At 35.6% G+C, this 26,196-nt stretch carries 23 protein-coding genes; 5 read left to right on the forward strand and 18 right to left on the reverse strand.

Going from position 1 to position 26,196, the window contains the following annotated elements:
- The first annotated feature begins 382 nt into the window (after positions 1 to 382).
- The gene (locus MHH95_RS12915; protein ID WP_340727911.1) at positions 383 to 1,759 is read left to right on the forward strand and encodes a nucleoside-diphosphate sugar epimerase; all 1,377 of its coding nucleotides are present in this window, start codon (positions 383 to 385) and stop codon (positions 1,757 to 1,759) included.
- Between the two features lie 76 nt (positions 1,760 to 1,835).
- Here MHH95_RS12915 and MHH95_RS12920 read toward each other — a convergent pair whose 3' ends face one another.
- From MHH95_RS12920 to MHH95_RS12930, 3 genes are all read right to left on the reverse strand, one after another.
- Positions 1,836 to 3,536, reverse strand: coding sequence for a putative bifunctional diguanylate cyclase/phosphodiesterase (locus MHH95_RS12920; RefSeq protein WP_340727912.1), 1,701 nt, complete (start codon positions 3,534 to 3,536; stop codon positions 1,836 to 1,838).
- Positions 3,537 to 3,930: 394 nt separating this feature from the next.
- Positions 3,931 to 4,083: a transcriptional regulator gene (locus tag MHH95_RS12925; protein WP_340727913.1), complete on the reverse strand. Its 153-nt coding sequence runs from the start codon at positions 4,081 to 4,083 to the stop codon at positions 3,931 to 3,933.
- Positions 4,084 to 4,231: 148 nt separating this feature from the next.
- Positions 4,232 to 5,173, reverse strand: coding sequence for a tyrosine recombinase XerC (locus MHH95_RS12930; protein WP_340727914.1), 942 nt, complete (start codon positions 5,171 to 5,173; stop codon positions 4,232 to 4,234).
- 273 nt (positions 5,174 to 5,446) lie between these two features.
- Between MHH95_RS12930 and MHH95_RS12935 the strand changes: the two genes are divergently transcribed.
- Positions 5,447 to 6,859: a sugar phosphate isomerase gene (locus MHH95_RS12935; protein WP_340727915.1), complete on the forward strand. Its 1,413-nt coding sequence runs from the start codon at positions 5,447 to 5,449 to the stop codon at positions 6,857 to 6,859.
- A gap of 194 nt (positions 6,860 to 7,053) precedes the next feature.
- Here the strand turns inward: MHH95_RS12935 and MHH95_RS12940 are convergent, their stop codons facing one another.
- Positions 7,054 to 7,458 carry a hypothetical protein gene (locus MHH95_RS12940; protein ID WP_340727916.1) on the reverse strand — a complete coding sequence of 135 codons (405 nt, stop codon included), beginning with the start codon at positions 7,456 to 7,458 and terminating at the stop codon, positions 7,054 to 7,056.
- Between the two features lie 63 nt (positions 7,459 to 7,521).
- Complete coding sequence (locus tag MHH95_RS12945) at positions 7,522 to 8,370, reverse strand: tyrosine-type recombinase/integrase (RefSeq protein WP_340727917.1); 849 nt, start codon at positions 8,368 to 8,370, stop codon at positions 7,522 to 7,524.
- Positions 8,371 to 8,555: 185 nt separating this feature from the next.
- Here MHH95_RS12945 and MHH95_RS12950 point away from each other — a divergent pair, with 185 nt between their 5' ends.
- Positions 8,556 to 9,356, forward strand: coding sequence for an enoyl-CoA hydratase/isomerase family protein (locus MHH95_RS12950; RefSeq protein WP_340727918.1), 801 nt, complete (start codon positions 8,556 to 8,558; stop codon positions 9,354 to 9,356).
- A gap of 63 nt (positions 9,357 to 9,419) precedes the next feature.
- Here MHH95_RS12950 and MHH95_RS12955 read toward each other — a convergent pair whose 3' ends face one another.
- The 6 genes from MHH95_RS12955 to MHH95_RS12980 all read right to left on the reverse strand — a co-directional run bounded on the left by MHH95_RS12955 (position 9,420) and on the right by MHH95_RS12980 (position 15,222).
- Complete coding sequence (locus MHH95_RS12955; protein WP_340727919.1) at positions 9,420 to 10,124, reverse strand: FadR/GntR family transcriptional regulator; 705 nt, start codon at positions 10,122 to 10,124, stop codon at positions 9,420 to 9,422.
- A 16-nt stretch (positions 10,125 to 10,140) separates the two neighbouring features.
- On the reverse strand, positions 10,141 to 11,409 hold the full coding sequence (locus tag MHH95_RS12960) for a TRAP transporter large permease (protein ID WP_340727920.1): 1,269 nt from the start codon (positions 11,407 to 11,409) through the stop codon (positions 10,141 to 10,143).
- Positions 11,409 to 11,876: a TRAP transporter small permease gene (locus tag MHH95_RS12965; RefSeq protein WP_340727921.1), complete on the reverse strand. Its 468-nt coding sequence runs from the start codon at positions 11,874 to 11,876 to the stop codon at positions 11,409 to 11,411. The genes MHH95_RS12960 and MHH95_RS12965 overlap by 1 nt, the downstream gene beginning before the upstream one ends.
- 15 nt (positions 11,877 to 11,891) lie before the next feature.
- Entirely contained in the window at positions 11,892 to 12,872 is a 981-nt protein-coding gene (locus MHH95_RS12970; RefSeq protein ID WP_340727922.1) for a TRAP transporter substrate-binding protein, read from the reverse strand.
- A 12-nt stretch (positions 12,873 to 12,884) separates the two neighbouring features.
- Entirely contained in the window at positions 12,885 to 14,249 is a 1,365-nt protein-coding gene (locus tag MHH95_RS12975) for an FAD-binding oxidoreductase (protein ID WP_340727923.1), read from the reverse strand.
- Between the two features lie 172 nt (positions 14,250 to 14,421).
- On the reverse strand, positions 14,422 to 15,222 hold the full coding sequence (locus MHH95_RS12980) for an ATP-binding protein (protein ID WP_340727924.1): 801 nt from the start codon (positions 15,220 to 15,222) through the stop codon (positions 14,422 to 14,424).
- 189 nt (positions 15,223 to 15,411) lie between these two features.
- Here MHH95_RS12980 and MHH95_RS12985 point away from each other — a divergent pair, with 189 nt between their 5' ends.
- Positions 15,412 to 16,551 (forward strand): aminotransferase class I/II-fold pyridoxal phosphate-dependent enzyme, encoded by a 1,140-nt coding sequence (locus MHH95_RS12985; protein ID WP_340728765.1) that lies wholly within the window; start codon positions 15,412 to 15,414, stop codon positions 16,549 to 16,551.
- Between the two features lie 54 nt (positions 16,552 to 16,605).
- On the opposite strand, the gene MHH95_RS12990 is transcribed toward MHH95_RS12985, so the two are convergent.
- The 3 genes from MHH95_RS12990 to MHH95_RS13000 form a co-directional block, all read right to left on the reverse strand.
- Complete coding sequence (locus MHH95_RS12990; RefSeq protein WP_340727925.1) at positions 16,606 to 16,995, reverse strand: cysteine synthase; 390 nt, start codon at positions 16,993 to 16,995, stop codon at positions 16,606 to 16,608.
- 83 nt (positions 16,996 to 17,078) lie between these two features.
- Positions 17,079 to 18,308, reverse strand: a complete 1,230-nt coding sequence (locus MHH95_RS12995; RefSeq protein WP_340727926.1) for an AI-2E family transporter — start codon at positions 18,306 to 18,308, stop codon at positions 17,079 to 17,081.
- 74 nt (positions 18,309 to 18,382) lie between these two features.
- Positions 18,383 to 19,321, reverse strand: coding sequence for an LCP family protein (locus MHH95_RS13000; RefSeq protein WP_191698986.1), 939 nt, complete (start codon positions 19,319 to 19,321; stop codon positions 18,383 to 18,385).
- A 234-nt stretch (positions 19,322 to 19,555) separates the two neighbouring features.
- Here MHH95_RS13000 and msrA point away from each other — a divergent pair, with 234 nt between their 5' ends.
- Positions 19,556 to 20,077 (forward strand): peptide-methionine (S)-S-oxide reductase MsrA, encoded by a 522-nt coding sequence (msrA, locus tag MHH95_RS13005; RefSeq protein WP_340727927.1) that lies wholly within the window; start codon positions 19,556 to 19,558, stop codon positions 20,075 to 20,077.
- Positions 20,078 to 20,181: 104 nt separating this feature from the next.
- On the opposite strand, the gene MHH95_RS13010 is transcribed toward msrA, so the two are convergent.
- From MHH95_RS13010 to MHH95_RS13025, 4 genes are all read right to left on the reverse strand, one after another.
- The gene (locus tag MHH95_RS13010; RefSeq protein WP_340727928.1) at positions 20,182 to 21,429 is read right to left on the reverse strand and encodes a helix-turn-helix domain-containing protein; all 1,248 of its coding nucleotides are present in this window, start codon (positions 21,427 to 21,429) and stop codon (positions 20,182 to 20,184) included.
- 276 nt (positions 21,430 to 21,705) lie between these two features.
- Positions 21,706 to 23,469: a DNA helicase RecQ gene (gene recQ, locus MHH95_RS13015; protein ID WP_340727929.1), complete on the reverse strand. Its 1,764-nt coding sequence runs from the start codon at positions 23,467 to 23,469 to the stop codon at positions 21,706 to 21,708.
- 263 nt (positions 23,470 to 23,732) lie between these two features.
- A complete protein-coding gene (locus tag MHH95_RS13020; RefSeq protein ID WP_340727930.1) occupies positions 23,733 to 24,857 on the reverse strand; it encodes a hypothetical protein in 1,125 nt (374 codons plus the stop codon).
- 88 nt (positions 24,858 to 24,945) lie between these two features.
- Positions 24,946 to 26,127 carry an MFS transporter gene (locus MHH95_RS13025; RefSeq protein ID WP_340727931.1) on the reverse strand — a complete coding sequence of 394 codons (1,182 nt, stop codon included), beginning with the start codon at positions 26,125 to 26,127 and terminating at the stop codon, positions 24,946 to 24,948.
- Positions 26,128 to 26,196 lie beyond the last annotated feature (69 nt).

Consider the following 26,196-nt stretch of genomic DNA (forward strand, 5'->3'; position numbering starts at 1 on the left):
AGTTGTGAAGGTTTCTTACGATAGTTTAACATTAAATACTACGTGTGAGCTGAAATTTTCAATGGTATATCTCAATTCGTGTATGCATTTCGCTCGCCTAAATTTGGTTGGCATCTTTCGAGAATCTTCGTTAAAGCATTTGGTCCATTAATTGCCTGTAACACTTCTTTAAATATTACTAAAAAACGCATACAACGAAGTTAATAGAAATCATAATTATCTAACTCTAAACTAGTGGTTAATTATTTACTCTTCTTAATGATCGCAACTTTACTTACTAGTAATATACCACCGCCAAAAATAATTAAACCTCTTTGTAACACTTTTTCTTTCAATTTTTTTATGTTTCAAGTATATAATATAGAAACGGGGGTGTCTTATAATGATTAAAATTAAGAAAATAGAATTTATGAAAGTACTTTATGATGATGCATTGGCACAAAATATATTTTCTATTGCTAATATTACATTTACAAACCGAAATCCAATTAATGGTGCCCTCCTGTACTGGCAGCAAAATCAATCCGAAGAACTATATACAAAAGAAGGCGACTATAAGTTTTTTTATGATTTAGCAAAAGCTCAATATTTTGCAGCGGTGAAATTCCCGAAAGACAGTAATTTAACCCGTGAAGAGCGCCAGGAACTTGCCTATTTATTATTGGAAGAGCGCGGCGCAATCGGAACTTACAGCTTTGTATCCACAAAGCCTAAAAAACTTTTACATGTTAAAGATGCTTTCGAGTCTATTAATTTTCCGTCTGATTTTTCGGTCGCGGATTTTAACGATATTGCAGTAATTAAAAAAATCGAATCGCATGATGAAACACTTTATGAAGAGCTGCCTTATGACCGGACGTTTATGGAATCCTATTTAGAATGGTGCCGATTCGCGGTGCAAAAGCATCCTTCAAAACTGACAGCTTACTTGCAATACTTACCGTTTTCGTATGTTTGCTATAGTAATGCGTTGTTATCCGAGCAATTTTTAATTGATTATTTACCGAAAGTGGATTTGGAAGCACTTCAATATAATAAACCAGTACTTGCAAGGCTGACGATGTCATTTAAACGATATTTAATTACAACTTTGATGGAAAATAAAAAGCGCATTCATCCTGATTTTGTCGATCAATTAGATGATTTTATTGAAAGCAATGCTTTTTACAACTCCTATGATGTCGTTTATCTACCGGAGGCTGATGAGATTCCAGATATGGATTTACAGTATTTCGAATATGACCGCGGACCGTATAAGTGGTCTGGCAGTGAACACCTAGTAAAAGGTATTCCTTCGCTTGTGAGCCAGCAGTATAATTCCTACGGGGATAAACGTTTAACAAACGCGGAAATGGATAAAAAGTTAATGACCTATAATCCACAGCAAAAGCAATTATTTATGGCTATTGCCGAACTCCATTGGTTAAACAAATACAAAAATGAGCTGGATTGGTCATACATTTGCCAATATAATGTACATTTAAATGAGCAGTTTTTAACTGCCCATATACAATATGTTGATTTTGACGCGCTCGGGCTTAATACAGATATCGCAGTTAATGTCGAATTCTTATCTACGTATTTACACCGTTTTAACCATCAAAAAGCGGTACCTTTAATTATTTGTCATTTAACCGAGCAGTTTTATTTAACGCATAAAGATGATATTAAAGTTGATATTGACTTATTGTACAAATATATGGATTGTATCGATGAAGAGGAATTTTTGCGGATTGAAAACTATTTAATTGACTATTAGAATAACGTATTTGGTGTGAAATATATAATTAGGGGTTGGATAAAGTGTAATAACTTTATCCAACCCCGTTTTGTTGCTATACATTTTTAATTTGTTTCGTGAAGTCATTGAGGGGTAATGGATGATTAAAATAAAGACCCTGTCCATATTGACAGTTAAGCTCCTTTAAAATAGCCAAATCTTCCCCGTTTTCAATGTTATTAGCTACCACTTCTAATTCCAGGGCATTTGCTAATGAAATAATGGCAGCTACCATTTTCGCATTTGCCGGTACTAAATTTAATTCGTGTGTGAATGAGTGATCAATTTTTAATGTAGTAATCGGAATTTCTCTTAAATAGTTTAAAGACGAATAACCTGTACCGAAATCATCTATTGAAATGGTAAACCCTTTATCATGCAGTTGGTTAATTTTATCGATGAGCTGGATATCTTTATCGAGCATTCCGAGCTCGGATATTTCAATTTCTAAATGATGCGGTGCAAGACTTAACTGTTCCAGCATCATTGTTAAATCAGTAATGAAATTCGATTCTTTTATTGTCTCAATTGACAGATTGATGGCGATTTTAAAGTTGGCATCTACAAACGGCTTAAATTCTGCAAGTTGCATAATAGCGTTTCGCAATACCCAATGATCGATTTGTGTGATTAGTCCGCATTGTGAAGCAAAAGGTAAGATTTCTTCCTGATGCATCACGCCAATTTCTTCGTCGATCCATTGGACCATCACTTCGGCTCCGATAATATTATTTTCATGTAAATGGTAGATGGGATCATACTGCAGAGCAAATTTATTTTCTCGCAATGCTTTATGCAATTTTGTTTCCAATACTAAAAACTGATCATTCGTATTGGGCATTTCTTTTTTATAGACGATATAACTGTTTCCCTTTTTAGCTTTTGCCGCATACATCGCAATGTCTGCAGTTTTGAGTAATTTTGCAGCACTTTCCCCATGTTCAGGATAAATACTGATGCCCAAACTTACGCTTGCATAAAATTCGTAATCCTCTAAGACGAAACTGTCTTTAAATACATCCAATATTTTAGCTGCCATTTCATGCACTAATGTAACGTCTTCTAATATATAGACAAACTCATCGCCGTTCATTCGATAAAATGAATTGGACTGGATATCGATTTCCGTTAAACGTCTTGCTAATTCTTTTAAAAACATATCCCCGATTTTGTGTCCTAAACTATCATTTATGTTTTTAAAACGATTAACATCAAAAAAACATACGGCAAATTCTTTATTATGACGCAGACTAGTTGAAATTTCATGTTCGATTCGTTTCGATAGACTGCGACGATTAGGTAATCCTGTTAAATCATCATGATAGGCAATATGGGCAATCTTTTTAATGTTTTTTTGAGCGGTAATGTCTGTACGAATGGAAATATATCGTTCAGGTTTCCCGTTCTCCCCCAAAAAAGGAACAATCGTAGTTTTTACCCAATATAATGATCCATCTTTTGCACGATTACATACCTCGCCTTGCCAAGTACCGCCATTTCCTATTGTTCGCCACATTTCTTTGAAAAAAGATTTTGCATGGAAACCCGAATTTAAAATACGATGGTCTTCTCCAATTAATTCCTCTCGAGAATATTTGGAAATCTCGCAAAACTGATCGTTAACCTTCTGTATAATACCCCGCTGATCCGTTACTGCTACAATAGCTGTCTTATCCAATGCAGCTTTTAAATCAACAAGTTGTTCATATGTAAAATCAATCGAAGTTAGTGCTTTAGAGTCCGATGCTCCATGCATAGAAACCTCTCCATTCTGTTCGTTAGAATAACTATATTTTCTATTGATAAAATTATAAATCTAAATACTCTATTTAGCTAACTTTTTATGTAAACGTAGACATTTTAAAAATAGTTAATTACGCATAATTCACAATTTTATCATAATTACATAGTCTAAAAACAATCTCATTAAAAGATTTTTGTTGCTACTATAGTAATGAAAATTTATTTCTTTTAATAGATAAATATATTTATATTGAAATAATAATAAAAAAATAAACCAATCTATATATAAGGATAGACTGATTTATTGGGAGCTATTAAATTGTTGTATGTTGATTTTGTCATCTGTGGTGATGAGTGAGTGCTTTACAAATGGAAGGTAAAGTTGGTTCAACGCTGCTTGAATGATATTATTTCATCTCCTGTTGGATTGCGTAGTTGTTATACGCAAGTAATTGCTGTGGTGAAAGCTGATTCACAAAATAACGGAAGTTTACTGGCTCAAGTCCAAACTGTTCACATTTTTCTACATATATGGAATAACCTTGTTCATAATAAATCATAATATATCCTCCTTTGTACTATAACAGTTTTTATTTTATGAATTAACTATATAACAGTTTAGTTGTGAATGTCAACGAATTTTCTGAATTTAAGCAAATAAAAAACTACAAAAATAATTTTGTAGTTTAGTTGACATAATATAATTATTTATAAATTATTGAAAGGGTTGTTTTTTAGTACTTCTTGTATTTGCTCATCTTCTATATGGGTATAAATTTGAGTTGTTGCAACACTGGAGTGTCCCAATATGTGCTGAAGGCTTCGTATATCTGCACCTGCTTTATACATCATTGTGGCAGAAGTATGCCGTAGCTTATGTGGTGTTAAGCGGTCTTTTGGTGAATCGCTGTTTGCATTAATGGCTTTAACGATCCGGGCAATGGATTGTCTGGCAAACCGAGTTCCTTTTTGTGAAACGAATAACGGCTCTTTCCCATCACCTTTATATGTATTGCGTTCTAGTAGATATTTTTCGAGTGCTTTCATGCAGGCATCATTTAAGTATACATGGCGCTCTTTGTTCCCTTTTCCGATCACTGTTAGCTTACGGTCATGAATCGAATCTAAATTTAGAGAACATAATTCCGAAACCCGTAACCCCAGATTTAGGAAAAATACCATCATACATTCGTCGCGTGCACTATACGACTGCGCTTGAACCGCCCCGATAAAATCCTTTGCTTCATTATAATTTAAATAAACCGGTGATCTTTTACCTATTTTCGGTGTTTCTAGTTGTTCGGCCGGATTTTCATCAATAAGTCTGCGTTTTCCTTTTAAATATTTGAAAAAGGTTTTTAATGTCGCAACTTTACGAGCGCGGGCTGCAGAAGAATTTCCACGCTGAACTTCACAATACTCCATAAATAAATATAAGTCTTCCAAAGAAACTTCCTTCATCATTTCTATTGTTACATCTGAAATATCGATCTTATGTATTAAATCCAATTGTATATCGTGTTCAATCGCTTTTAAAAAGCGCATAAATAAAACTAGTTCATATTCATATTCTTTACGGGTTCTTGGGGACTTGCCCGTAATTGTCGTTAAGTAAATTAAAAAGTCTCGCAAAAATTTAGGTAGTGCCATTTCCCGTTTTCATCCTCTCTACTCTATAATTATAGCATAAAAATGTTCCCAAATATGTATTTGGGAACATTATTGGATAAAACCGCTTATTTGACATGATTTATCGTTAAAATCAGAACAAATGTTCTATAATTGTAATTTCTCTCTCAGACGAAGTGAAATATATCGATGCGGATAGTTGTCCAACTCAAATCGTCTGAGAGCGTTTTTGAAAATGGGCTTTAAGGTTAGGAATTTAGGTTCTCGGGAATATAGAATCTAGGAGGTGAAACGATGAATTCGCAAAAAACCCATTACGTCTTTTATTATCCATTTAATTATCGTCAATATCATTTTGAAAAATTTGAGCAATTATTGAAGCAACATCATTTTTATCATTTTAAAATGGATTATGAAAATGATCTTTATGGAACAGATGTCGAAATTTCTCACCAATTATTAAAGCAATTTTATTACCCGTTCGTAGAAGAAAAATTATTAAATGATGACGTTTCTCATCTCCACTTTAACCGCTACTCGAAAAAGATCCAGGAGCAAGGCGTGATGGTCACAAAATTTGATGAAATTCCTTTTACTTTGTTGAGTGCAGACATTAACCTCTGTCCGTTCGGCATTGGGATTGCAGCGTTAAGAATAGAATTGGAAGAAGAAATAGATATTAATGCAGCGATATCATTTGGACACTACTTTCGCGTGCTGCAGCCGAAAATTGATGAAGAGCTGGGAGCCACTATTCAATATGAGGATTTTACGTTTGAAAATACGGAGGAATTAATATTCAAAAAGATTGCGCCTTTTTTAGAAAAGTTTTTTGTTGATTATTCTGCTATTCATAAAAATATAAGCAAAATACCTTTCTTTGAAGATGAGCGCATGTACGTAAGTGCTTTTTTTCATTTTGAAGAAAATACAAAAATCGATGAATTTCTGCTATATCGCGCCGGTCAGCTGAATGGGCGTGATAGTAATGGAGATCCTTATATATCTAGTACGAATGAGGAATATATAAAACGTTTTATTGATGAACATACGTATCAGCGATGGGCACCACGGTTTTATACCATTACAACTCTTCAAGGCCACATCCAATTAACAAATGTCGATGATGAAAGTATGAAGAAATATCTTGGTAGTTTCCATTCGATTTCCTATTATACTTTACTTATTCATTATTTTTATAAGCTGATGTTATTGAAGTTAATATTTGAACATAGTGAATTGAAATTTTCAAAGGATAAAGATATAGTCGAGGAATTAATTGAACAAATAACAAAGTTTGCTTCCCGGTATTATTTTACCGAAGTCTCGGTACGTACGGAAGGAAAGGAAATATCGAATTATTTCCGGAAAGTGTTTCGTATAGACGGGCTGTATCATGAAACAAAAGAAACGCTTGAGGAACTTTATCGTGTTCAGGAAGATCGATCAGCTGATAGATTAAACAAGCTAATTTTTATTTTAACAATCTTCAGTATGATTTCCGGTATATATGGCATGAACTTAGTCATTGAAATGTTAGGAGAGCCTATCGAACTGTCCGAAATAGTGGACTTCACTTTATTTGAATGGATAGCATTAATACTAGCTATGCTGGGGTTATTCACAATGGCAGCTTTAATCATCAATCAGCTGTTCAACTTTACAACGAGCATCTACGGAAAAGTACAAAGAAAACGACAGCGGTAAATTAAAAGATGGGATAAAGTAAAAGTCACCAAGACTTTACTCTAACCCATCTTTTTTATTGTTACATCATAAAAAAACGATACAAGAAAATAGCTATGATTAAAAACAAGGCTAGTTTCAGTACACCTTTAAATAGTTTGATAAAAAGCAAGAACGCCCCGATAAATAAAATAATAGTAAACCAATCCATTTATTTATACGAACAGCGTAATCGTTTCACCGTTACGCTCTACTTTCCAGTTTGATGATAACATTTCGCGAATTTTCTGTTCCGTCTCTGCTGAAACATTTAATTGCGCCAAGCCATTCCCTGCTTCTAACAGCTCATACTGATCCTCTGTAACTTCAAAACGCATACGCAGCAAATTTTTCAATCCATTAATCGTCATAAACTTCACTTGATAATTCCCTTCAATTGCCTGTTCCAGAACATTCGAGTCTTCTTTTAGCAACGTCACGATTGGTTCAAAGTCCATGTTGTAATCGTTTGTTAAAATGTGTGCCTGATTATTTTCAAGATACTGTTTCACTTGTTCATATGTGTATGGATGTGCTTTTAATAGTTCAATTGTATAAGCTTCCATCATCGAAATAGCCAATGCCTTTCCCCCTATAAATATCATTTACTCTCTTTTTATCTATTTGCTATTGTAGCATAATTTTCATTTCTTTTTGGGGAAACGTTGTTCACGTTCGACTAAAACCCCTTTTCTCGCATAACCAAATTGCCCAAATAACGATTCTGTATCGTGTTGCTGGTCTAATTCCTTTTGGATGGCGTAATATCTTAAATTTGTAGCTGTTACTTTAAATTCCATCTGCTGAGACATCGATTTAAAAATTCTTTCAATCGTTTTTACTGTCAATGGCTCCCCCATCTTGTTCCCTACTCCAAGCCAGACATATGGCGAATGTTCAGTGAGGGGCATAAATTGTTCGGTCAATTGTTTATAGTCATCCAGTAATTCCAGCATTCTTGAAGAAATAGGCAATGACCTAAAACTTTTGGAAGCAAGGACAATGACCTCTTTCGTTTGTTTATGAATATGCTTCCATTCCATACGGACTAACTCTGCTGGTTTGATGCCAAGCTCCGCTACCGTGAAAACAATTGCCGCATTTCTTAATGCCAGCCATTCATGTTCAGCGTTTTGTGCGATGTCATATTGATAGGGCCAATAGGATAGTGTCCGTTTAAACTGCTTTTCTTTTAAAACGTCAAGCTCTGTATCTAGCTTTGCTAAAGGTTGGATCAATTCTTCATTATACGCGGTTATAACACCTCTTAATTGTAAAAAGGTTGAAAATTGACGAATTGCCGCGAATTTCCGGTTTATTGTATTCACCTTTTGATAGGTTTCCTGAATTTCCTTTGAATAAAGTTTCAATGCTTCATTTATGTGCTCGGTATGCTGAGTCATATCAGCAAACTGCTTCGCATCTAACGTATATTGTTTCTTCGTATAAAACGACTTGTTAAGTGACATTAAATAAGTTTCGAAAGCTTTCACATATGTGTCATACATAAACATCGCTCCCTTCAACCATATTGTACCATTCTATTAATTAGTTTTAACATGATAAGAGTATAGATTTGCTTAACATATCATTGTTTTTCTTGAAAATTCTTAATTAAATGTTAATGATTTAATAATCGTCTATAATAATTGGTATAAAAGATTTAAGGGGGATATTTATGCAAGTGCGTACGACAAGGCTTGAAGCAGAAGAAGCAAAAATTATTTATCAGGAGACAGCTGGAATGGCCATTATTACAATTCATCGACCACAGCTCAAAAATGCGTTAACGGCTAATATGTGGGATCAATTAGCTAACATTGCACTAAAGACTTTGGAAAATCCTAAAAATAAAGTGTTGCTATTACGCGGTTCTGGAGAGAATTTTACCGCGGGTTCTGATATTAAAGAATTCAATTCAATTTCCTTGGAAAAAGCCGAAGAAGCTTTTGTACATATGGAAAAAACAATTTCTACAATTGAAAATTTACCATTACCTGTTATCGGTGTCATTAATGGACCGGCAATGGGTGCTGGGTTAGAGCTTGCACTTGCATGTGACATCCGCATTGGTTCGGATAAAGCAAAAATGGGGATTCCTGTTGGAAAGCTTGGTATCACATTAAACAATAAATTTGCTAAGCGTTTAGTTGATTTAGTCGGACCTTCTGCAACGAAGGATTTTGTATTTACTGGTCGTATGTATAAAGCGGACGAAGCATATAAAGCAGGCATGCTGAATTACTTAGTGGCCGAAAAGGATTTGAACCGCTTTGCCATACGCATGGGTAAATTAGTGGCTGGAATGTCACCCGATTCACTACTTGCTGTAAAGCGTTCTGTGAAAGAGTGTGTCGATTCATCACCAGCTCTATGGGAAGGATCTTCACCGTTCGTTTCTCAAACCGATTTCCCTGAAGGTGTACGCGCCTTTGTTGAAAAACGTCAACCTGTTTTTACTAGACAACAACGTAAATAAAATAGCAAAACGCCGCAAATTAGATTTCAAAATTTGCGGCGTTCTTCATTTAGTGATGAGTTTTTAAAACGGTAATTCCGAAATTTCTTCCCGAATTGTCCGAATATGGTCTTCCATAAGTGATTTCGCTTTTTCACTTTCACCTCGGCTAATAGCCAAATAGATTGCTTTATGCTCATCAAATGTACGCGTAATATTTGCTTTTGATGATAATCGATGTTTGCGCGTTGCTTCAATCGTATTTTGCATGTGCGGTTCTAATGACGCAATTAGTTGTTCAAGTACGCTATTATGAGTCGATTTTGCGATTGCCATATGGAAGTTCAAGTCTGCCTGCAGTCCAGTCTCTTCATTATCATCTGCTGTCTTCATCGCTTCAACTGATTGTGCAATTTTTTCAAGATCATGACCATCAGCTCGTAATGCCGCAAGTGCCGCACATTGAGATTCTAGAATCAGCCTTAATTCAAGCATCTCATATAAGACGACTTTATCTGTTTTTAATAATACATTTGATAACTGGTCCTGTACTTGATGAAGAGAAGTATTTTTAATAAATGTCCCATCACCTTGACGGATTTCCACTACATCACTGACTTCTAATAATCGTAGTGCCTCTCGTATCGACGTGCGACTTACGCTATAGAGCGCGGCAAGTTCCCGTTCAGGAGGCAATTTATCGCCAACCTTTAAATGACCGGCAGCAATTTCTTGTTGTATTTTTTGGAATATGATTTCATAAACCTTTTGTTTGTTTGTTGAAGTCACCGGATTCACACCTTCACTATTTCACTAAAAATAAACTAAGTGCTGGAACGAATGAGATAATTAATACACAAATTATCATGACTAGTATAAAGGGTATAATCGCACGCATTACACCTTCAAGTTTCGTTCCGGCTATTTTATTGGCTACGAATAAGTTTAACCCAACTGGTGGTGTTATGTATCCAATCGCTAAATTAACAATCATTATAATTCCAAAATGAACAAGGTCAATCCCAAGTGCAGTTGCAACAGGCGCTAATATTGGTGTTAAAATTAAAATAGCGGCCGCTGTTTCCATAAATGTTCCGACTATCAGTAAGATGAAATTAATGATAAGCAATGCAAAAATCCAGTTGTCCGTCACACTTAATAAAGCTTCTGTAATTTGCATCGGAATGCGTTCGCGCGTTAAGTAATAGGCAAAAACAGATGCGCCGGCAATAATGAATAAAATGGATGCACTCATGACAGTTGCTGATGAAAATATGTGATACAAATCTTTTAAAGTAATTTCGCGGTAAATAAATACGCCAACGATTAACCCATATACTACGGCAACTAAAGCCGCTTCTGTAGCGGTAAAAAATCCGCTATAAATACCACCTAAAATAATAACAGGCATCATTAGAGCTAAAATAGAATCCTTTAAAGCAATGAAAAATTCTTTGAAATCATATTTCTCTCCGCCACCATACCCTTGAAGTATAGACACGATATAAACAAGTAAAAGTAAGGAAAACGTTACAAATATACCGGGTATTATTCCTGCTAAAAATAGATCGCTTATTGAAACACTTGCTGTGACCCCGAATAATACGAGCGGTACACTTGGAGGGATAATCACTCCGATTGTACCTCCTGCCGCCTGAATAGCAGTCGAGAAGTTTTTATCATAGCCTTTTTTGACCATAGCAGGAATCATAATGGCACCAACCGCCGCTGTTGTCGCAGCAGCTGATCCTGATAATGCTGCGAAAAAGGCACATGAAATAATTGATACTAATGCCAATCCACCGCGTACTCGGCCGAGCATTACTTCTGCTAAATGAATTAATCTACGGGAAATCCCGCCAGACTCCATTAACTTTCCAGCAAGTAGGAAAAAAGGAACTGCAAGTAATGGAAAGGAGTCTATCGAGTTAAACATACGTTGGAAAATTGCTACAATGGGCATTTCACTTTGAATAACGAAAAACGTTGTTGCTGCCATCGCTAACGCAATGGCTATTGGAACATTGATGAAAATTAATACGAGCAATACAATGAAAAGAATAATATCTGCCATTAAGATAGCTCTCCTTTCAGTTGTTTTGTCGTGATATAGAACAAATTCATCACTAGAATGAGCCCGCTAATAGGAATGACTGAATAGACAATTCCCATCGGTATTTGCAATACAGCTGACGGCTGATCCATCACACGCATGGACAGTTCAAAGCCTTTAACGACCATGAGAATAAAAAACACAAGACAAACCGCTGCGCTTAGTACGATAAAAAATTTCTTTATAAGGCCTTCCATACGGTCAACTAATAATTCCATGCCAATATGCGCACGGGCTGCTACTGCATAGGCCGCCCCTAAAAAGGTCATCCAAATCATGGAATACCGTGATAGTTCTTCGGTCCAAGCAATGGAATAATCAAAAAAGCGGAACGTAATTTGACAAAATACCGAAATAACAAGTACAACCATTAAGGCAATTAAAATACCATGTACTACTTTATTTACCCCTTCTACTAATTTCACCATTGTCTTTCTCCTATCCTACTGCTCATTTAATATACGCTGTAAAAGCTGCTGGTTTTTAGCACTGTCATATACAGACATGATTTTCTCGCGGAATGCATCTACTTCAATTGTATCTACAACTTCCATTCCTTGTTCTTGAAGTCTGGCAAGTGCCTTTTGTTCCATATCAATTACGAGTTGCCGCTCATATGCCCCGATTTTCTGACCTTCTTCCATTACAATTTGGCGTAGATCTTCCGGTAAACGGTTATAGGCATGTTCACTCATCATAAACACTGCCGAAGAATAGGCATGTCCTGTTAGTGTCATATATTTTTGATTGGCATCGTATAATTTGTAGCTATCAATAACTAAAATTGGGTTTTCCTGCCCATCCACTACTCCCGACTGCAGCGCGGTCAACGCTTCTGTCCAAGCCATTGGGGAAGGCGTAACACCAAGCTTGTTAAATGCAGAGATAAATACTTTATTTTCCTGTACACGCATCGACAACCCTTTTAAATCATCAGGTGTTTCAACTGGTTTCATACTGTTAGTGACATGCCTGAACCCATTTTCTCCCCAAGATAACCCGACAATCCCAATGTCACGTAATTGATCAAACAACTCTTGTCCGATTTCACCTTCCAAAATGTTCACGGCTGATTCCCTGTCGTTAAATAAAAACGGCAGGTCAAGTACAGCAAAGTCTGAAACGAAATTCATAATCGGTCCTGATGTGGAGACAACCATGTCTACTGAACCGAGCATAGCTCCTTCAATCAGCTCACGCTCTGCGCCGAGCTGACTTAAAGGGAACGTTTCAATAATGACTCTACCATCTGTACGCTCTTCAACCCGCTGCTTCAATTCTTGCATCGCCAACTCAAACGGATGATCTGCTGCGAGTGAATGTCCTGCGTATAATACGTACTGCTCTCTTTCATTTGAACTTGTGCAAGCCGATAAAAGTGCAAAACTCAATACAAGCCCCACTATGCAAACGAATTTTTTCATCTTTCAATTCCCCTAATCAATGAATATTTTCCCTGGATTCATAATGTTGTTTGGATCAAACACTTGTTTAATCTGTTTCATCCAGTCGTATGCCAGCCCATGTTCAAGTCGCTGGTATTTTGCTTTGCCGCTACCTACACCATGTTCACCTGTACAAGTACCACCTAGTGATAAGGCAAATTCCACTACATGCTCATTAAGCTCTTTTGCCTTTAAAATATCGTGAGGGTCATTCATATCTACCATAAGCAAAATATGGTAGTTTCCGTCACCGACATGTCCGACAATTCCGGCGTTAATATTCATGCTCTCAATCTTTTTACGTGAATTTTCTATTGCTTCCGGCAATGAATTGATCGGAACTACTACATCGGTAGACATTAAGCGTTTTCCTGGCGCTGAATGGATGTATGTATAGGCCAAATTATGACGCAACTCCCATAACTGATTACGTGCCCGTTCATCCTGTTCAAAAGACAGACCTGTACAGCCATTATCATTGAGTAGCTCTGTTGCAAAGACAACGTCAGATTGCAAACCAGATTCATTTCCGTGGAATTCTAAAAATAGCGTAGGCATTTCTATAAAGCTAGCACCTGATGCATGATTCACCTGTTTAATACTCGTTTTATCAACGAGCTCAATGCGTGCCATCGGAATACCTGCCTGCTTTAATGCAACAACGGAATTGACTGCTTCTTGGACAGTATTAAATGTCGCACGTCCTGCCACTATTTTTTCCGGAATACCGTAAACACGTAATGTTAACTCCGTAATGACACCAAGTGTACCTTCCGAACCAATCATAAGGCCGTTTAGATGGTAGCCTGATGATGACTTGGCAGCTAACCCGCCTGTATGAATAATATCGCCGTTAGCTAAAACGACTTCTAAATCTCGAACTTGATCACGCATAATGCCATAGCGTACTGAAGTTGTTCCGCTCGCATTTGTCGCAGCCATACCACCTAATGTTGCATCTGCCCCTGGATCTACAGAAAAGAACATGCCGTATTTTTTCAGTTCCTTATTTAATTGACTGCGAGTAACACCCGGTTGGACCTTTACGAGAAAATCTTCTGACCGAACTTCCAACACCGCATTCATAAGTGACAAATCAAGTGAGATCCCGCCTTTTGTTGGAATGACATGTCCTTCAAGACTCGTACCTAAACCAAATGGTACAACTGGTATAAGCTGCTCATTTGCGAAGGCTAAAACTGCACTCACCTCTTCTGCTGATTTTGGAAATACGACTACATCCGGTAAGTGAGGTTCATGGTAAGATTCATCTCGTCCATGTTGTTCACGTAAAACATCATTTGTCGTTACTTGCTCGTGTGATAATAAATTTTGTAAGTGTTCAATATAATTCATAGTGCATCCCCTTTATAATTTTTGGTTATACCAACAGTCTTTTGGTCCAACCAATACTTCTTAATATTTAGAATATATTTATTTATCTGAAAATACAATTAATTTTTGAGATTTATATGTTTATATTTTGAAAAAAAGAGCTGACGTATTAATGTCAGCCCTTTTTTAACGGTTATTTAATGCCTCTTAACTGTAAATTAATTTTCTCGGGTTCTATGCCGAATTGATGGGAGAATACATCAGCAATATCTTTTTGAACCTCGTATAGATAGGTGGGAACATGATATTGGACAGGTGATTTTAAATAAATATTAATATTCATCTGCGGAATCCCTTCAATTTGTAGACTCAGTACTTCAAATTTTATGATTTGACTCTGTTGCTCGAGAACATGTTCTAAAACATCTAAATATACGGAACGTGCTATATATACGCTATTTTGATGGAAGTCAGGCTGAACAATCGTCGTTTCCCCTAGCTTCACTTGAGTAGAAGAGAAAATCTCTTTCCCTCGCTGAACTAGACGTTTAAAGAAATTCTGCTCTACTTGTCTGTAAGGTACTGGCATAACATGCTTTCCTTGTACTTCCCTTACGTATTTAGCGATACGGATTTCCTTTTCTGTTCGAATGTCCTGTACATAATAAAAATGATTAATTTCGCCAAGCTCTAAACGTGCAGCTATTTTTTTAGTCATTTTATCCGATGTGCCAATTATTAAGATAGATTTTACTTCATAGTCTTGAATAGCTTTTAAAATCTCCTCTTTATGTACATCATCATCAAAAATTGCGCGGCGTACAGCCTTTAATGTATTTTTCTCAAACTTTGCTGACGTTCCGGCTACCTTTTCTCCATTTACAATAAATAGCCCATCATCAATAATGGCTTGAATATTTTGTTCGTGAGCAAACTGTAAAGCACTGGTACTTTTACCAGTACCACTAGGCCCGCTTAAAGAATAAATGATCATCATTTTCTTCCTTTCTACTATCTATACAGTAAAAAATCGCTACTCTATTTCAATTTAATGCTTTTGTGTTTGAAGATAACTCTATTTTCTGATTTCCTTCCCATTATACGTGATGGTTATGATAAAATGGTGCTTACATTTGAAAGTTTTAAGGAGTGTTACATATTGAATATCCAACCGTCAAAAAAAATGTCTTTATTTGCACCGGCAATTTTTGGGGATCTAAAAAAACATGCAAAAATCCAGCAGCAAAATGGGGTGGAATTAATTGATCTGAGCTTAGGCAGTCCAGATATTCCTCCAGCTGAAAATTTACGACAAAAGATGTCTGAACTTTCGGCACTTTCTTCTTCATATGGTTATACATTAACGGGTATTCAAACATTTAATGAAGCAGTATGTAACTACTATAAACGAGTAAACGGTGTTGAATTAAATGCAGAAACTGAAGTAGTCCAAACAATCGGCTCCCAAGAAGGCTTAGTACACTTGCCTGTTGCTTTTTGTGATCCGGGAGACGTCGTATTAACAACAAATCCAGCATATGTTGCCTACGATGCCGGAATCCATTTAGCGGGTGCAACACCCTACTACATGCCTTTAACAAAGGAGAACGATTACTTACCCGATTTAAAAGCTGTTCCTGAAGAAGTACTGCAAAAAGCAAAATTACTCATATTGAATTTACCAGGTAATCCAGTACCTGCAATGCCATCTCTGGAATATTTTAAAGAAGTGGTCGATTTCGCGAAGCAATATAATATCATTGTATTACATGATGCGGCCTATTCAGAGTTTTACTTCAAAGGTGATGCACCGATTAGCTTCCTTGCAACACCGGGAGCAAAAGAAGTTGGGCTGGAAATCAATTCATTATCTAAAAGCTTTAGTCTTGCTGGTACACGTGTTGCCTACATTGTAGGGAATGCTCAATTAGTTGAAATAATGAAGCAGTTAAAATCCAATTTAGATTTTGGTATTTTTGAACCAATTCAACAAGTAGCTGCATTAGCGTTAGACAACTCTGAGGAAATTACGGACAAATTAAGAAAGACCTTTTCTGAGCGTCATAAAACATTGATGGAAGGTTTGACATCAATTGGTTGGGAAGTTGCACCAAGTAATGGCGGGATGTTCGTTTGGGCAAAATACCCTTACGATATTAATTGCATTGACTTTGCCTTTAAAGCAATTGAGCAAACGGGTGTCGTAATGGTTCCAGGCACGGTTTTTGGTTCAGCAGGTGAAGGCTACATGCGTTTAGCATTAGTACAACCAGTCGAATTACTTGAAAAAGCCGTTGAAAAGTTAAAAACGATTCGCGTCTAAATAATAAAGGCTGTATTAAAAGTCAATTTGACTTCTAATACAGCCTTTTTTTGTTTACTCAGTATCATAAGAAATATAACCAACTTCTTCGACTTCTGTTCCATCTAAAAATATTACAGTCGTCTGGAAAATAAGTCGTTCATCTACTCCACATACCCAACGCTCATCTGGCATGATTTCAAAAGGCATAATTTCCGCATCTTTTGAACGAATAGTGCCGACAACTTCAAAGGAATGTTTACCAATAACGGTCAATTCCCCATTTGCCTGCTCACATAGAATTTTTAATGAAATATAGTCAATTTTATCCTCTTCATCTTCTGTAAGAGGAGTAATGTAAACAGAACCATTCAGAATGTCACCTTCTACAAGCTCTGTTTTTTCAATAACTGTTTCTACTCTTACCCCATTTTCTTCTACTGTTGTTAACCATTTACTTAACATGTGAATTCCCCCATAAAATAAGAAATCAACCGACTGATTTGAAAAGGAAGTGCCCTGAATATTTCAGGCCACTCCCAAGTTCTTTATTTTAAATCTTCATACAAATTCGTTTCGTCTGTTTGAAAGCGATTATAGCGCTCTTTAAATATTCGATACGTATGTGTAATAAGAACTTTGATTAGCGCATAGCCAGGAAGACCTAACACGACACCAGCTACACCAAATAGAGAACCGGATGTTAATAATACAAAAATAATCGTAATCGGATGAATACTTAATGATTTACCCATAATTTGAGGAGATATAAACTTCCCTTCGATTAATTGTACAATTGTCCATACGATAATTAACTTCAATAACAACCATGGTGAATTTACAATGGCAATAATCGCTGCTGGTGTTGCGGCAATTGCTGGGCCTAAGTATGGGACTACACTTGTTATCATGGCTAAGAAACCTAATAGTAATGCATAAGGCATCTTAATGATTAAAAACCCTATTGTCATCATGACGCCAATACAAAATGACACTAAAATTTGCCCTTGAATATAGGAGCTGATTTGTTTGTCCATATCATGTAGGACTTCTCCCATACGTAGGCGCATACGAGGTGGAAAAAGACGTAAAATAAAACGAGGCATCTTTTCCCCTTCATATAATAGATAAAACGTAATAAAAGGAACGATGACGAGTGATAAAACGATTCCTGTTATTGTAGATACAAGTCCTGTAATTCCCGACGCTACGCCTGACGCAACACTTGTCAATGTATCTTTCACTGTTTCAATAAAACTGCCGGTAAAATCAGTTAATATTTGATTGTAATCAAAATTGATTTTCTCAAAATATTCATTGAACTGGGAGTTATTTAAAAAGGCTAATAAATCATTGGCAAGCGACATAAGCACGACAGGGAATTCTTGTACTAAGTTTGTAAACTGGTCCCGCAAAAACGGGAATACAAGAACAACAAGCAAAGTGATTAATGCAATTGCTACAATGTACAAAATCAAAATTGCCAACCCGCGTGGTACTTTCCATCTCACTAACAGCTTTAACGGAGGACGTAATAGGTAAAATAAAATTACCCCTAACACACCCGGTAAAATGATCACTTCGAATAGTACATGCAATGGTTCAAAAACAAAAGCAATTTTATCGTAGATGAATACTGTACAACCGATTAATAAGATGACCACTAATAAGAACAATAAATTTTTTCCGCCTAGAAAACGAATAAAGATCGATGAGAAAAAATTAGATTTTTCTTGCGGTAATTGATTATTACTTTTTTCTTCTACTTTTTTCTCCAAAAGACCACCCCAATATATCGACAAAATTTCCTATATGTCCATTTTAGCATGAATTAGAAAATTACATCTAATGCTTACTCGCTTAAATTTAAAAAATCATGCAGTATTTGTTTATTTTTTTCCTTATCGATTTCAATTACTTCACCCGCGTGACGGTACTTAGCAAATTTGTATGTTCCTTCAGCAGGAATCGTTAATTTTTCAATATTTACCTTTCCGCCTGCAACCGCTTTTAAAACGGTAGCTAATTGATCCTTACTAGTTAAATCAGTTGTTATATAGCCTTGCATCGCACCGACGAATTTAGGCATGTTTGCTACATTTTTAGGTGATAATAATTCATCTTTTAATGCTTCAATTACTTTTTGCTGTCGTGCAACTCGTCCAAAATCACCTTCTGCATCAGCGCGGAAACGAGCATAGCCAAGTAATTCTTTTCCGTTTAGATTGTGGACCCCTTTTTTCAGTTCTACATAGATTAATCCGCCCATGTCCTTTTCAACATCCATTTCGATTCCATTCGGCGCCAAAATATCAATTAATGTTTCAAAGCTTCTAAAATCAATCATTGCATAATGATGAATAGGAATATCGAACATATTGTTTAATGTTTTTTGCAATAATGAAACGCCATCTAAGTAATAGGCAGTATTCAGTTTATATGATTGATAGCCTGGAATGTCTGCATAAATATCACGCATGAAGGAAACGAGTTTCATATCATTAGTATCACGGTTCCAGGAGAGTAACATCATTGTATCGGTACGTGACTTTTCTTCCCCGCGGGTATCGACCCCTAATACTAGGTAATTTTCAATAGTCGGGTGGTTATCATCTGGTTCAAAGCCCTCGACTGGAATTTTGTTGTCCGATGCTAAATCACGGCCACTTTGAAATTGAACATAACTATAACCAACAGAGCCAATAATGACTAAAAAGAGAATTAAAAATATGACCCTGCCTTTTCGGATTTTTTTCTTTTTATAACGGGTTTGACGCGCCTGATCTTCCATTAATACAACTTCCTTTCTAATTACGTGAAGTTTAGACGATTTATAATTATATTTAGTTTCAAATTATCATGATTATACCATTTATAGCCGAAAGCTTACTTATTAATATCAATTGTAATCATTGAATGACATACATATACATGATAGAATACAACAATTAACTACTTATGATATTAGTTCTATATTCATTCTGCACGATATATAAATAGTCGTCAGCAAAAGGAGTGTTACATAATGGAAAAGGCAACATTTGCAGGTGGATGTTTTTGGTGTATGGTTAAACCATTCGACAGTTGGGATGGCATCGAAAAAGTGACAAGTGGCTATACAGGCGGCCATGTAGAAAATCCAACATACGAAGATGTAAAAAAGGGTGACTCCGGACATGTTGAAGCAGTCGAAATCCTTTTTAATCCGGAAATATTCAGCTATGAGAAACTGTTAGAAATTTACTGGATGCAAATAGACCCAACAGATGCGGGAGGCCAGTTCCATGATCGCGGTGAGTCGTACAAAACTATAATTTTTACACATAATAGCAATCAACACGAAGCAGCTTTACTGTCAAAGCAAAAATTAGCTGAAAGTGGCCGATTTAAAAAGCCTATCGTGACTGAAATCAGAGAAGCTACTGCATTCTGGCCAGCAGAAGACCATCACCAGGATTATTATAAAAAAGAAGAAGCTCATTATAAGGAAGACCGTGCAAAATCAGGGCGTGACGAGTTTTTAACTAACCATTGGGATAAAAATTAACTAACCTTACTTAATAAAAATAAAGACATATACAGCCGTTCAAACCTTACGCATCGTAAAATTTGAACGGCTTTTTAATTAGGCATTTTACCTCGGATTACTTATTACATGAAGATTTCATTAAAGGCTTCATAAATGAATTTTTTATAGATTGTTGAAGGGAAATCCTCTACCCCATTTTTAGCAAATATAATATCACGTTTGGCAGCCACTTCGTCATTTTCATAATAATAAGCTAAAGCACGTACCGCAAAGAATCGATAATATTTAGCTAAATCGATTGGATGATGAAGATAGCTCGGTATTTTTAAAGACTCGCCTATTTGAATAACATTTGTATAGTTTTTCAACTTAAACTCTGCATACATTTCTTCCCCGATGAATATTGGATTTTTAAATAGGAATAAATAATTATGAAGTTTCACTTTGTAATGTTGAATTTCAGGGGTAATTTGCCTGTAATTTTTCTCAACATTATTTAAGTAGTGTAATTTACTATATAAATAGAGGATGGATATTGTAGGGTCTTCTGCAAATTCTGATAAAAGTCTCAATTTTTCTATGTATTCCCTACTTCTGTCATAATCTTCACCGGCAATCGATTGAATAAATAACAAATGATAAAAGCGGTCCATACGATAAAATATTTGAAGTTTTTTAGCCATTTCCAAAGCTTTTTGTAAATAATGTTCGGACATTCGGACATTATCGACCGCCGAATATGAAATAGTTAAATTATAGTAGAGGTCGATTCTTACCATCGGATCAATCATGAGCTCATATGGTGCAATCTTTTCTTCACCTTGTTTTAAAATACTCAAAGCTTCATTATAATTACGCTGTTCGATTGATGATAAACAAAGATAGAAATAACAACGCAACATACGGCTGTAAGCATGTATCTCCTCGTATTGATCAATGAACTTCCAGTACTCATCCAGTGATTTAGCCTTATTGATAGTACGATTCATTAAAAAATAGACTTCTCTTAATCTAATTTGTTCATAGTTTGTTCCTTGAATTTCCGTTAAAAAGGGCTCTATTTTTTCAATCATTTTAATTGTTAATGATTGCAGTTCATCTGGATCACGGATTAGCTTTCTTCGCTCTACATCTTCTTCAATGTCCGTATATAAATTTCGAAGAGTAGTCATTGTCCCATCATCGAGTAAGTAGCTTACGTCTACATTAAGCTGCTTTGCGATAAAGCAAAGACTCTCCATTGACGGCTGTGCTTTACCATTTTCAATTAAACTAAGCATTCCTTTTGTTAAACGCTCTCCCACGACTTCTGTTTGTGTTAATTTTTTCTCTTTTCTTAACTTTTTTATACGCTCTCCTAAAATATTCACTTTTTCACCCACACTTCTTACCTAAATATTCGACTGAATATTCTAATTAAACTATGAATACTGATTTTTTACAATATCTTAACTAAAAGTTTAATGATTTAAACTTCAAAATAACAAAAAAAGAATGCTAAGCGAGATCATAGCATTCTTTTCTTTAAATTAAAATAGCATTTTCATTACAATTTAAAGGATATATTGTATTTTAGTTACAATTAATATAATAAATAATAATTTAAAATTAAATAATTTTGTTTAATAAAGCATAATAAACTATTATTAAGAATGTGAAACAATTGCATCAATGAAAGTTTTGCCATACTTTTCGAGTTTACTTTCCCCTACTCCACTTACCTCTAAAAACTGAGTACTGTTTTTAGGGCGTCGAACACACATCTCCTTTAAAGTTTTATCCGAAAACACAACAAATGGTGGTACCTTTTCACGATCAGCAATCTCTTTTCGAACTTTCCTTAAAGTTTCAAATAAAGGATCGTTCGCTTCTACCGTTGTTTGAACAATACGCGCTTCTTTTCTAAATACTTGCTCTTTACCCAACAACACTTCTTTTCCTAAGTCCGATATTGAAATCGTCGGAAACTGACCATTATGGACAATTATTAGTTTCTCTGAAATAAGAAATTCAATAAAACTCGAAATTTCCTTTGCATTCATCCCACGTAATATACCGTAAGTAGGTAATTTATGAAAATTAAATTCCAATACTTTTTTGCTTCTGGAACCAGCTAATACGGATGCAGTCATTTGCTTTCCGAATTTTTGCCCCATACGGACTATGCACGATAAAACTTTTTGAGCATCTGTCGTCACATTTTGTTGAGGGCGATCATCTGTACAGTTAGCACATCTTCCGCAATCCTGTTCTGCCTCGTCTCCAAAGTAATCTATAATATAACTTTGTAAACAGCGTTCTGTATGACAGTAATCAATCATTGCATGGAGCTTTTCAAGTTCAAAAGGAATGCGCGAACGATCTTGAGCCTGATCAATTAAAAAGCGTTGTGTTTGTTCATCCGATGAGCTATAAAGTAAAATACATTCACTATCAAGTCCATCACGACCTGCACGACCCGCCTCCTGATAATAGCTTTCCATATTCCTTGGCATATTGTAATGGAGGACGTAGCGAACGTTCGTTTTATTAATACCCATGCCAAATGCGTTTGTGGCCACCATTATTTGAACTTCATCATTTAAAAATCGATTTTGCTCATAAGTCCGGTCTTCTTCAAACATTCCCCCATGGTATTTTGCTACTGCAAACCCAGCTTTATGCAGCATGTCATATACAGATTCAACAGCTTTACGGGTAGCAGCATAAATGATGCCAGCTTCTGCTTCATTTGCCTTTACATATTTTTTAATATAAGCTTCTTTATTTTCACCAAGAAGGACTGAAAATGCTAAATTTTCCCGTGCAAAGCCTGTAACGAAAGTATTGCTCTTTTCAATCGATAATAGCTTTTGAATATCAGCACTTACTTCCTCCGTTGCTGTGGCTGTCAAAGCAATAACGGTTGGTTTGACATTCCATAAGTGCAGCAGCTGTTGGATAGACCGATAACTTGGACGGAAATCATGCCCCCATTGGGAAATACAATGCGCTTCATCGATTGCTAAAAGGGGCACTTTTATTTGTGCAAGCTCTGAACAGAAACGCTCATTTTCTAACCGTTCAGGAGCAATGTAAAGAAGTTTGATCTCCCCGTTACGCACTGCATACATCACATCCTGCACTTCATCATAGCTAAGTGAACTATTTATATAAGCTGCTTTTATCCCGCTAGAAACGAGCATATCAACTTGATCTTTCATTAGTGAAATCAAAGGTGAGATTACGACTGTTGTACCTTCTAAACATAGGGCAGGTATTTGATAACAGACCGATTTCCCCCCACCAGTAGGCATAATAACTAATGTATCTTGCTTCTGTAGTACATTTTCAATAATTTGTGACTGCCCTGTTCGAAAAGAACTATAACCGAAATACGTATTTAAATGTTTAATTGCTTCCTGTAACATAGCGCCTCCTAGTTTAAATTAGTTATTTATAATATATAGATTCATAAAAATACGAACCCCTAGTTTACATAATAAAATTATAAAATTTATTTTTTTCTTCTACCCTACTATATAATAAATACTATTTTATATGAAATAGGGAGTTTTTTGTTGAAAATTTCTTTTTCACCTGTTATTTCTTACAAACTTTATCAATTAAATTTTCAACTAATTAGTGTCGGATAATATGTAGTAAAATGAAATAGGAACTACCGTAGTAATCCCTATTTTTTAAACGACGCAATGATATAATTTTCATTTTTTGTGTTTATACAGCCTTTTAAAATCAAATTGTTATCTACGACAACTACTGTTTCGCAGCTAAAATTTGCAGTACCATTTGATACAGCTACTTTTTTATCTTCATGTTTTAAAGTCCATGTAAGTTTGTTTACAGATAATCTTATAGCGGCAAGATTTTTGCTTAAAAACATTTGTAGGCCAGGTAATGTTGAGTAAGCTGTTTCCTCATCAATTTGCATATGTGGAATTTTTTCATCGCCCAAAAATTCGACTGTTAAAAAATTTGCACCTATTAATTTAAATTGCTGCCCCACTTTAATAAATGTTAGTCTAATATCATTTTTCTTATCATCAATTCCATTTACGAAATAGTAAAAGCCATCTTTACGGGCTTCCTTTATTTCGAATTCATTAATTGATTTCGCTAAATATTGAACTTCTTGTAACAAATCATCTGACTGAATGAGTTTGGTCAATGCAGCTTCATCCCGATCGTTCACAAATTGATTAAGATGTTTGATTAAATTGACGGCTGCTGCTTTCAAATTGTCTTCATTATAGGTGAAAATATTTTTATTATAGTAACTTGTGAAATTTTCGATTGGCTGCTGTTGTGAATCTTTAAGCAGCTTATTATTTTTTTGTAGGCGCTCCTGCCAGTGTATTTTCTGATTGACAGCCTCATTTAATAACGTAACAATATGTTGTTTTTCTGCAATGACTTCTTTTTCGTTTCGCTGAGTTTCAAAAGTAGAAATAGGTTCTACTAAATAATCATAGCTATTTCTAATGTGGATAATTGCGATATTATGTTCTACATCAATGGCATACGTCTCGCCTAAATTTAAAAGATCATTATGTACAAGTGAATAAGGATGACTGGATACCTGCTCTGCATTTACCAACAGCCATTTATCGCGCTTTTCTTGCTTAATGACGTACCCTATTGTATTAGAAGTAGGCGTATATATTGGGACTTGGCTTTCCAGGGTCTTTATTTCTTCTATCGGCTCATTGGGCAGTGCTTCTCCCACCCACTTACTTTCCTCGGCTTTATCTGCACAGCCTGCTAAAAACAACACCATTAGTAAAAATAGCTTTTGCATACATTCTCCTAACAAATAATTATATTATGTAAACTAAATATCCATTTATAAAAAAAGAAGCGTCTGATTTATTCAGGCACTTCTACCATTATACTGATTTCTTCTGTTTTTGCATTATAAAAACGGATATTGACATAAGAATAAACAAAATAACGATAATCCATTTTGTAAAATAATGCGAAGTTGTCCAATCGTATACAAAGCCGATAATCAGTGGCGCAAACGCACTCATCATGAACCCACCCGATAATACCATTGAACTCCACTCATTCGCTTCTCGATTATTTTTTGCTTCATCTAGCGGTAACATAAGTCCTATCGGGAACAATCCGCTTAGAACAAATCCTAAAATAACCGCGCTTGTCCATATTGCCCATGTTGAATCGATAAAGAAGATTGCTGAGCCGATAATTCCAATAACAATTAAACTGTGCAACCAAATTATACGATCCGGATAACGATTGATTAAAGATGGGATTAAAATATTACCGACTAATTGGACTACTGTCATTAGTGTTAAAACAGACCCTGCTGTTAATAAAACCATCCCCTGTTCTAACGCCATAGAAGTTAACCAAGTTGTTAAACTAAAAAACAAAGAAGTCTGGAGCCCAAAATAGATCAAAATCGTCCAAGCTAATTTATTTCTCCACGGATTTCTTGCTAGATTCTTCTGTTCTGTACCAGACTTCTGCATTGGTGCATCCTTTACAAACGCGAACCAGCAAATCATTGCGACAATTGCTAACAATCCCCATATACCAAGTGATAAAGCCCAATTACCATCAAAGCTTTTGTAAAAAACACCTGTAAATCCCGCGCTAATTGCTGCACCAAATCCCGTTGCAAATGAATAGACCCCAATGACCGGTTCCATTCTAGTCGGGAATTTTTGTTTTATATAAGCATTAATAATCGGACTAATAATAGAAATCGCAAAACCAGCTAAAAAGCTTGTAGTAAGAAGCGCACTATAGCTTGAAAAGAAAATACGTGTAACAGTAGCAAGTCCTATTAAAGCAGTTAATAGTGTTATCGACAGCCGGTACCCATACTTTTTTTGTATAGGTACTGCTAAAGGTGCAAATAATCCCATACAAAATACGGGAATTGACGTTAATAAGCTCATTTGTGTGCTTGAAACTTGTAACGATTCCCTAATAGTAGATAAAATTGGTCCAACTGAAGTGACAGCAGGTCGTAAATTTATTGAAACAAGAAAAATAGCCAAAATCATAAGACCGGTACTCCACTTTGATCTTTGTTTCATGTAACTTCCCCGTTTCTCTATACATTCGTAGCTAGTAAACCATAAAATAAAAAGTCTGCCAACTTAAAT

This window comes from Solibacillus sp. FSL K6-4121 (assembly GCF_038002585.1).
GTDB classification, from domain to species: Bacteria; Bacillota; Bacilli; order Bacillales_A; family Planococcaceae; genus Solibacillus; species Solibacillus faecavium.

What these genes read in the sequence shown, in the direction of transcription:
- MHH95_RS12915 (WP_340727911.1), top strand. Translation starts at nt 383, where the DNA reads ATGATTAAAATTAAGAAAATAGAATTTATGAAAGTACTTTATGATGAT.
- MHH95_RS13000 (WP_191698986.1), bottom strand. Translation starts at nt 19,321, where the DNA reads ATGGAAGATCAGGCGCGTCAAACCCGTTATAAAAAGAAAAAAATCCGA.
- MHH95_RS12960 (WP_340727920.1), bottom strand. Translation starts at nt 11,409, where the DNA reads ATGGCAGATATTATTCTTTTCATTGTATTGCTCGTATTAATTTTCATC.
- recQ (WP_340727929.1), bottom strand. Translation starts at nt 23,469, where the DNA reads ATGTTACAGGAAGCAATTAAACATTTAAATACGTATTTCGGTTATAGT.
- MHH95_RS13020 (WP_340727930.1), bottom strand. Translation starts at nt 24,857, where the DNA reads ATGCAAAAGCTATTTTTACTAATGGTGTTGTTTTTAGCAGGCTGTGCA.
- MHH95_RS12950 (WP_340727918.1), top strand. Translation starts at nt 8,556, where the DNA reads ATGCAAGTGCGTACGACAAGGCTTGAAGCAGAAGAAGCAAAAATTATT.
- MHH95_RS12980 (WP_340727924.1), bottom strand. Translation starts at nt 15,222, where the DNA reads ATGATCATTTATTCTTTAAGCGGGCCTAGTGGTACTGGTAAAAGTACC.
- msrA (WP_340727927.1), top strand. Translation starts at nt 19,556, where the DNA reads ATGGAAAAGGCAACATTTGCAGGTGGATGTTTTTGGTGTATGGTTAAA.
- MHH95_RS12965 (WP_340727921.1), bottom strand. Translation starts at nt 11,876, where the DNA reads ATGGTGAAATTAGTAGAAGGGGTAAATAAAGTAGTACATGGTATTTTA.
- MHH95_RS12935 (WP_340727915.1), top strand. Translation starts at nt 5,447, where the DNA reads ATGAATTCGCAAAAAACCCATTACGTCTTTTATTATCCATTTAATTAT.
- MHH95_RS13025 (WP_340727931.1), bottom strand. Translation starts at nt 26,127, where the DNA reads ATGAAACAAAGATCAAAGTGGAGTACCGGTCTTATGATTTTGGCTATT.
- MHH95_RS12925 (WP_340727913.1), bottom strand. Translation starts at nt 4,083, where the DNA reads ATGATTTATTATGAACAAGGTTATTCCATATATGTAGAAAAATGTGAA.
- MHH95_RS12975 (WP_340727923.1), bottom strand. Translation starts at nt 14,249, where the DNA reads ATGAATTATATTGAACACTTACAAAATTTATTATCACACGAGCAAGTA.
- MHH95_RS12990 (WP_340727925.1), bottom strand. Translation starts at nt 16,995, where the DNA reads ATGTTAAGTAAATGGTTAACAACAGTAGAAGAAAATGGGGTAAGAGTA.
- MHH95_RS12930 (WP_340727914.1), bottom strand. Translation starts at nt 5,173, where the DNA reads ATGGCACTACCTAAATTTTTGCGAGACTTTTTAATTTACTTAACGACA.
- MHH95_RS12970 (WP_340727922.1), bottom strand. Translation starts at nt 12,872, where the DNA reads ATGAAAAAATTCGTTTGCATAGTGGGGCTTGTATTGAGTTTTGCACTT.
- MHH95_RS12920 (WP_340727912.1), bottom strand. Translation starts at nt 3,536, where the DNA reads ATGCATGGAGCATCGGACTCTAAAGCACTAACTTCGATTGATTTTACA.
- MHH95_RS12985 (WP_340728765.1), top strand. Translation starts at nt 15,412, where the DNA reads ATGTCTTTATTTGCACCGGCAATTTTTGGGGATCTAAAAAAACATGCA.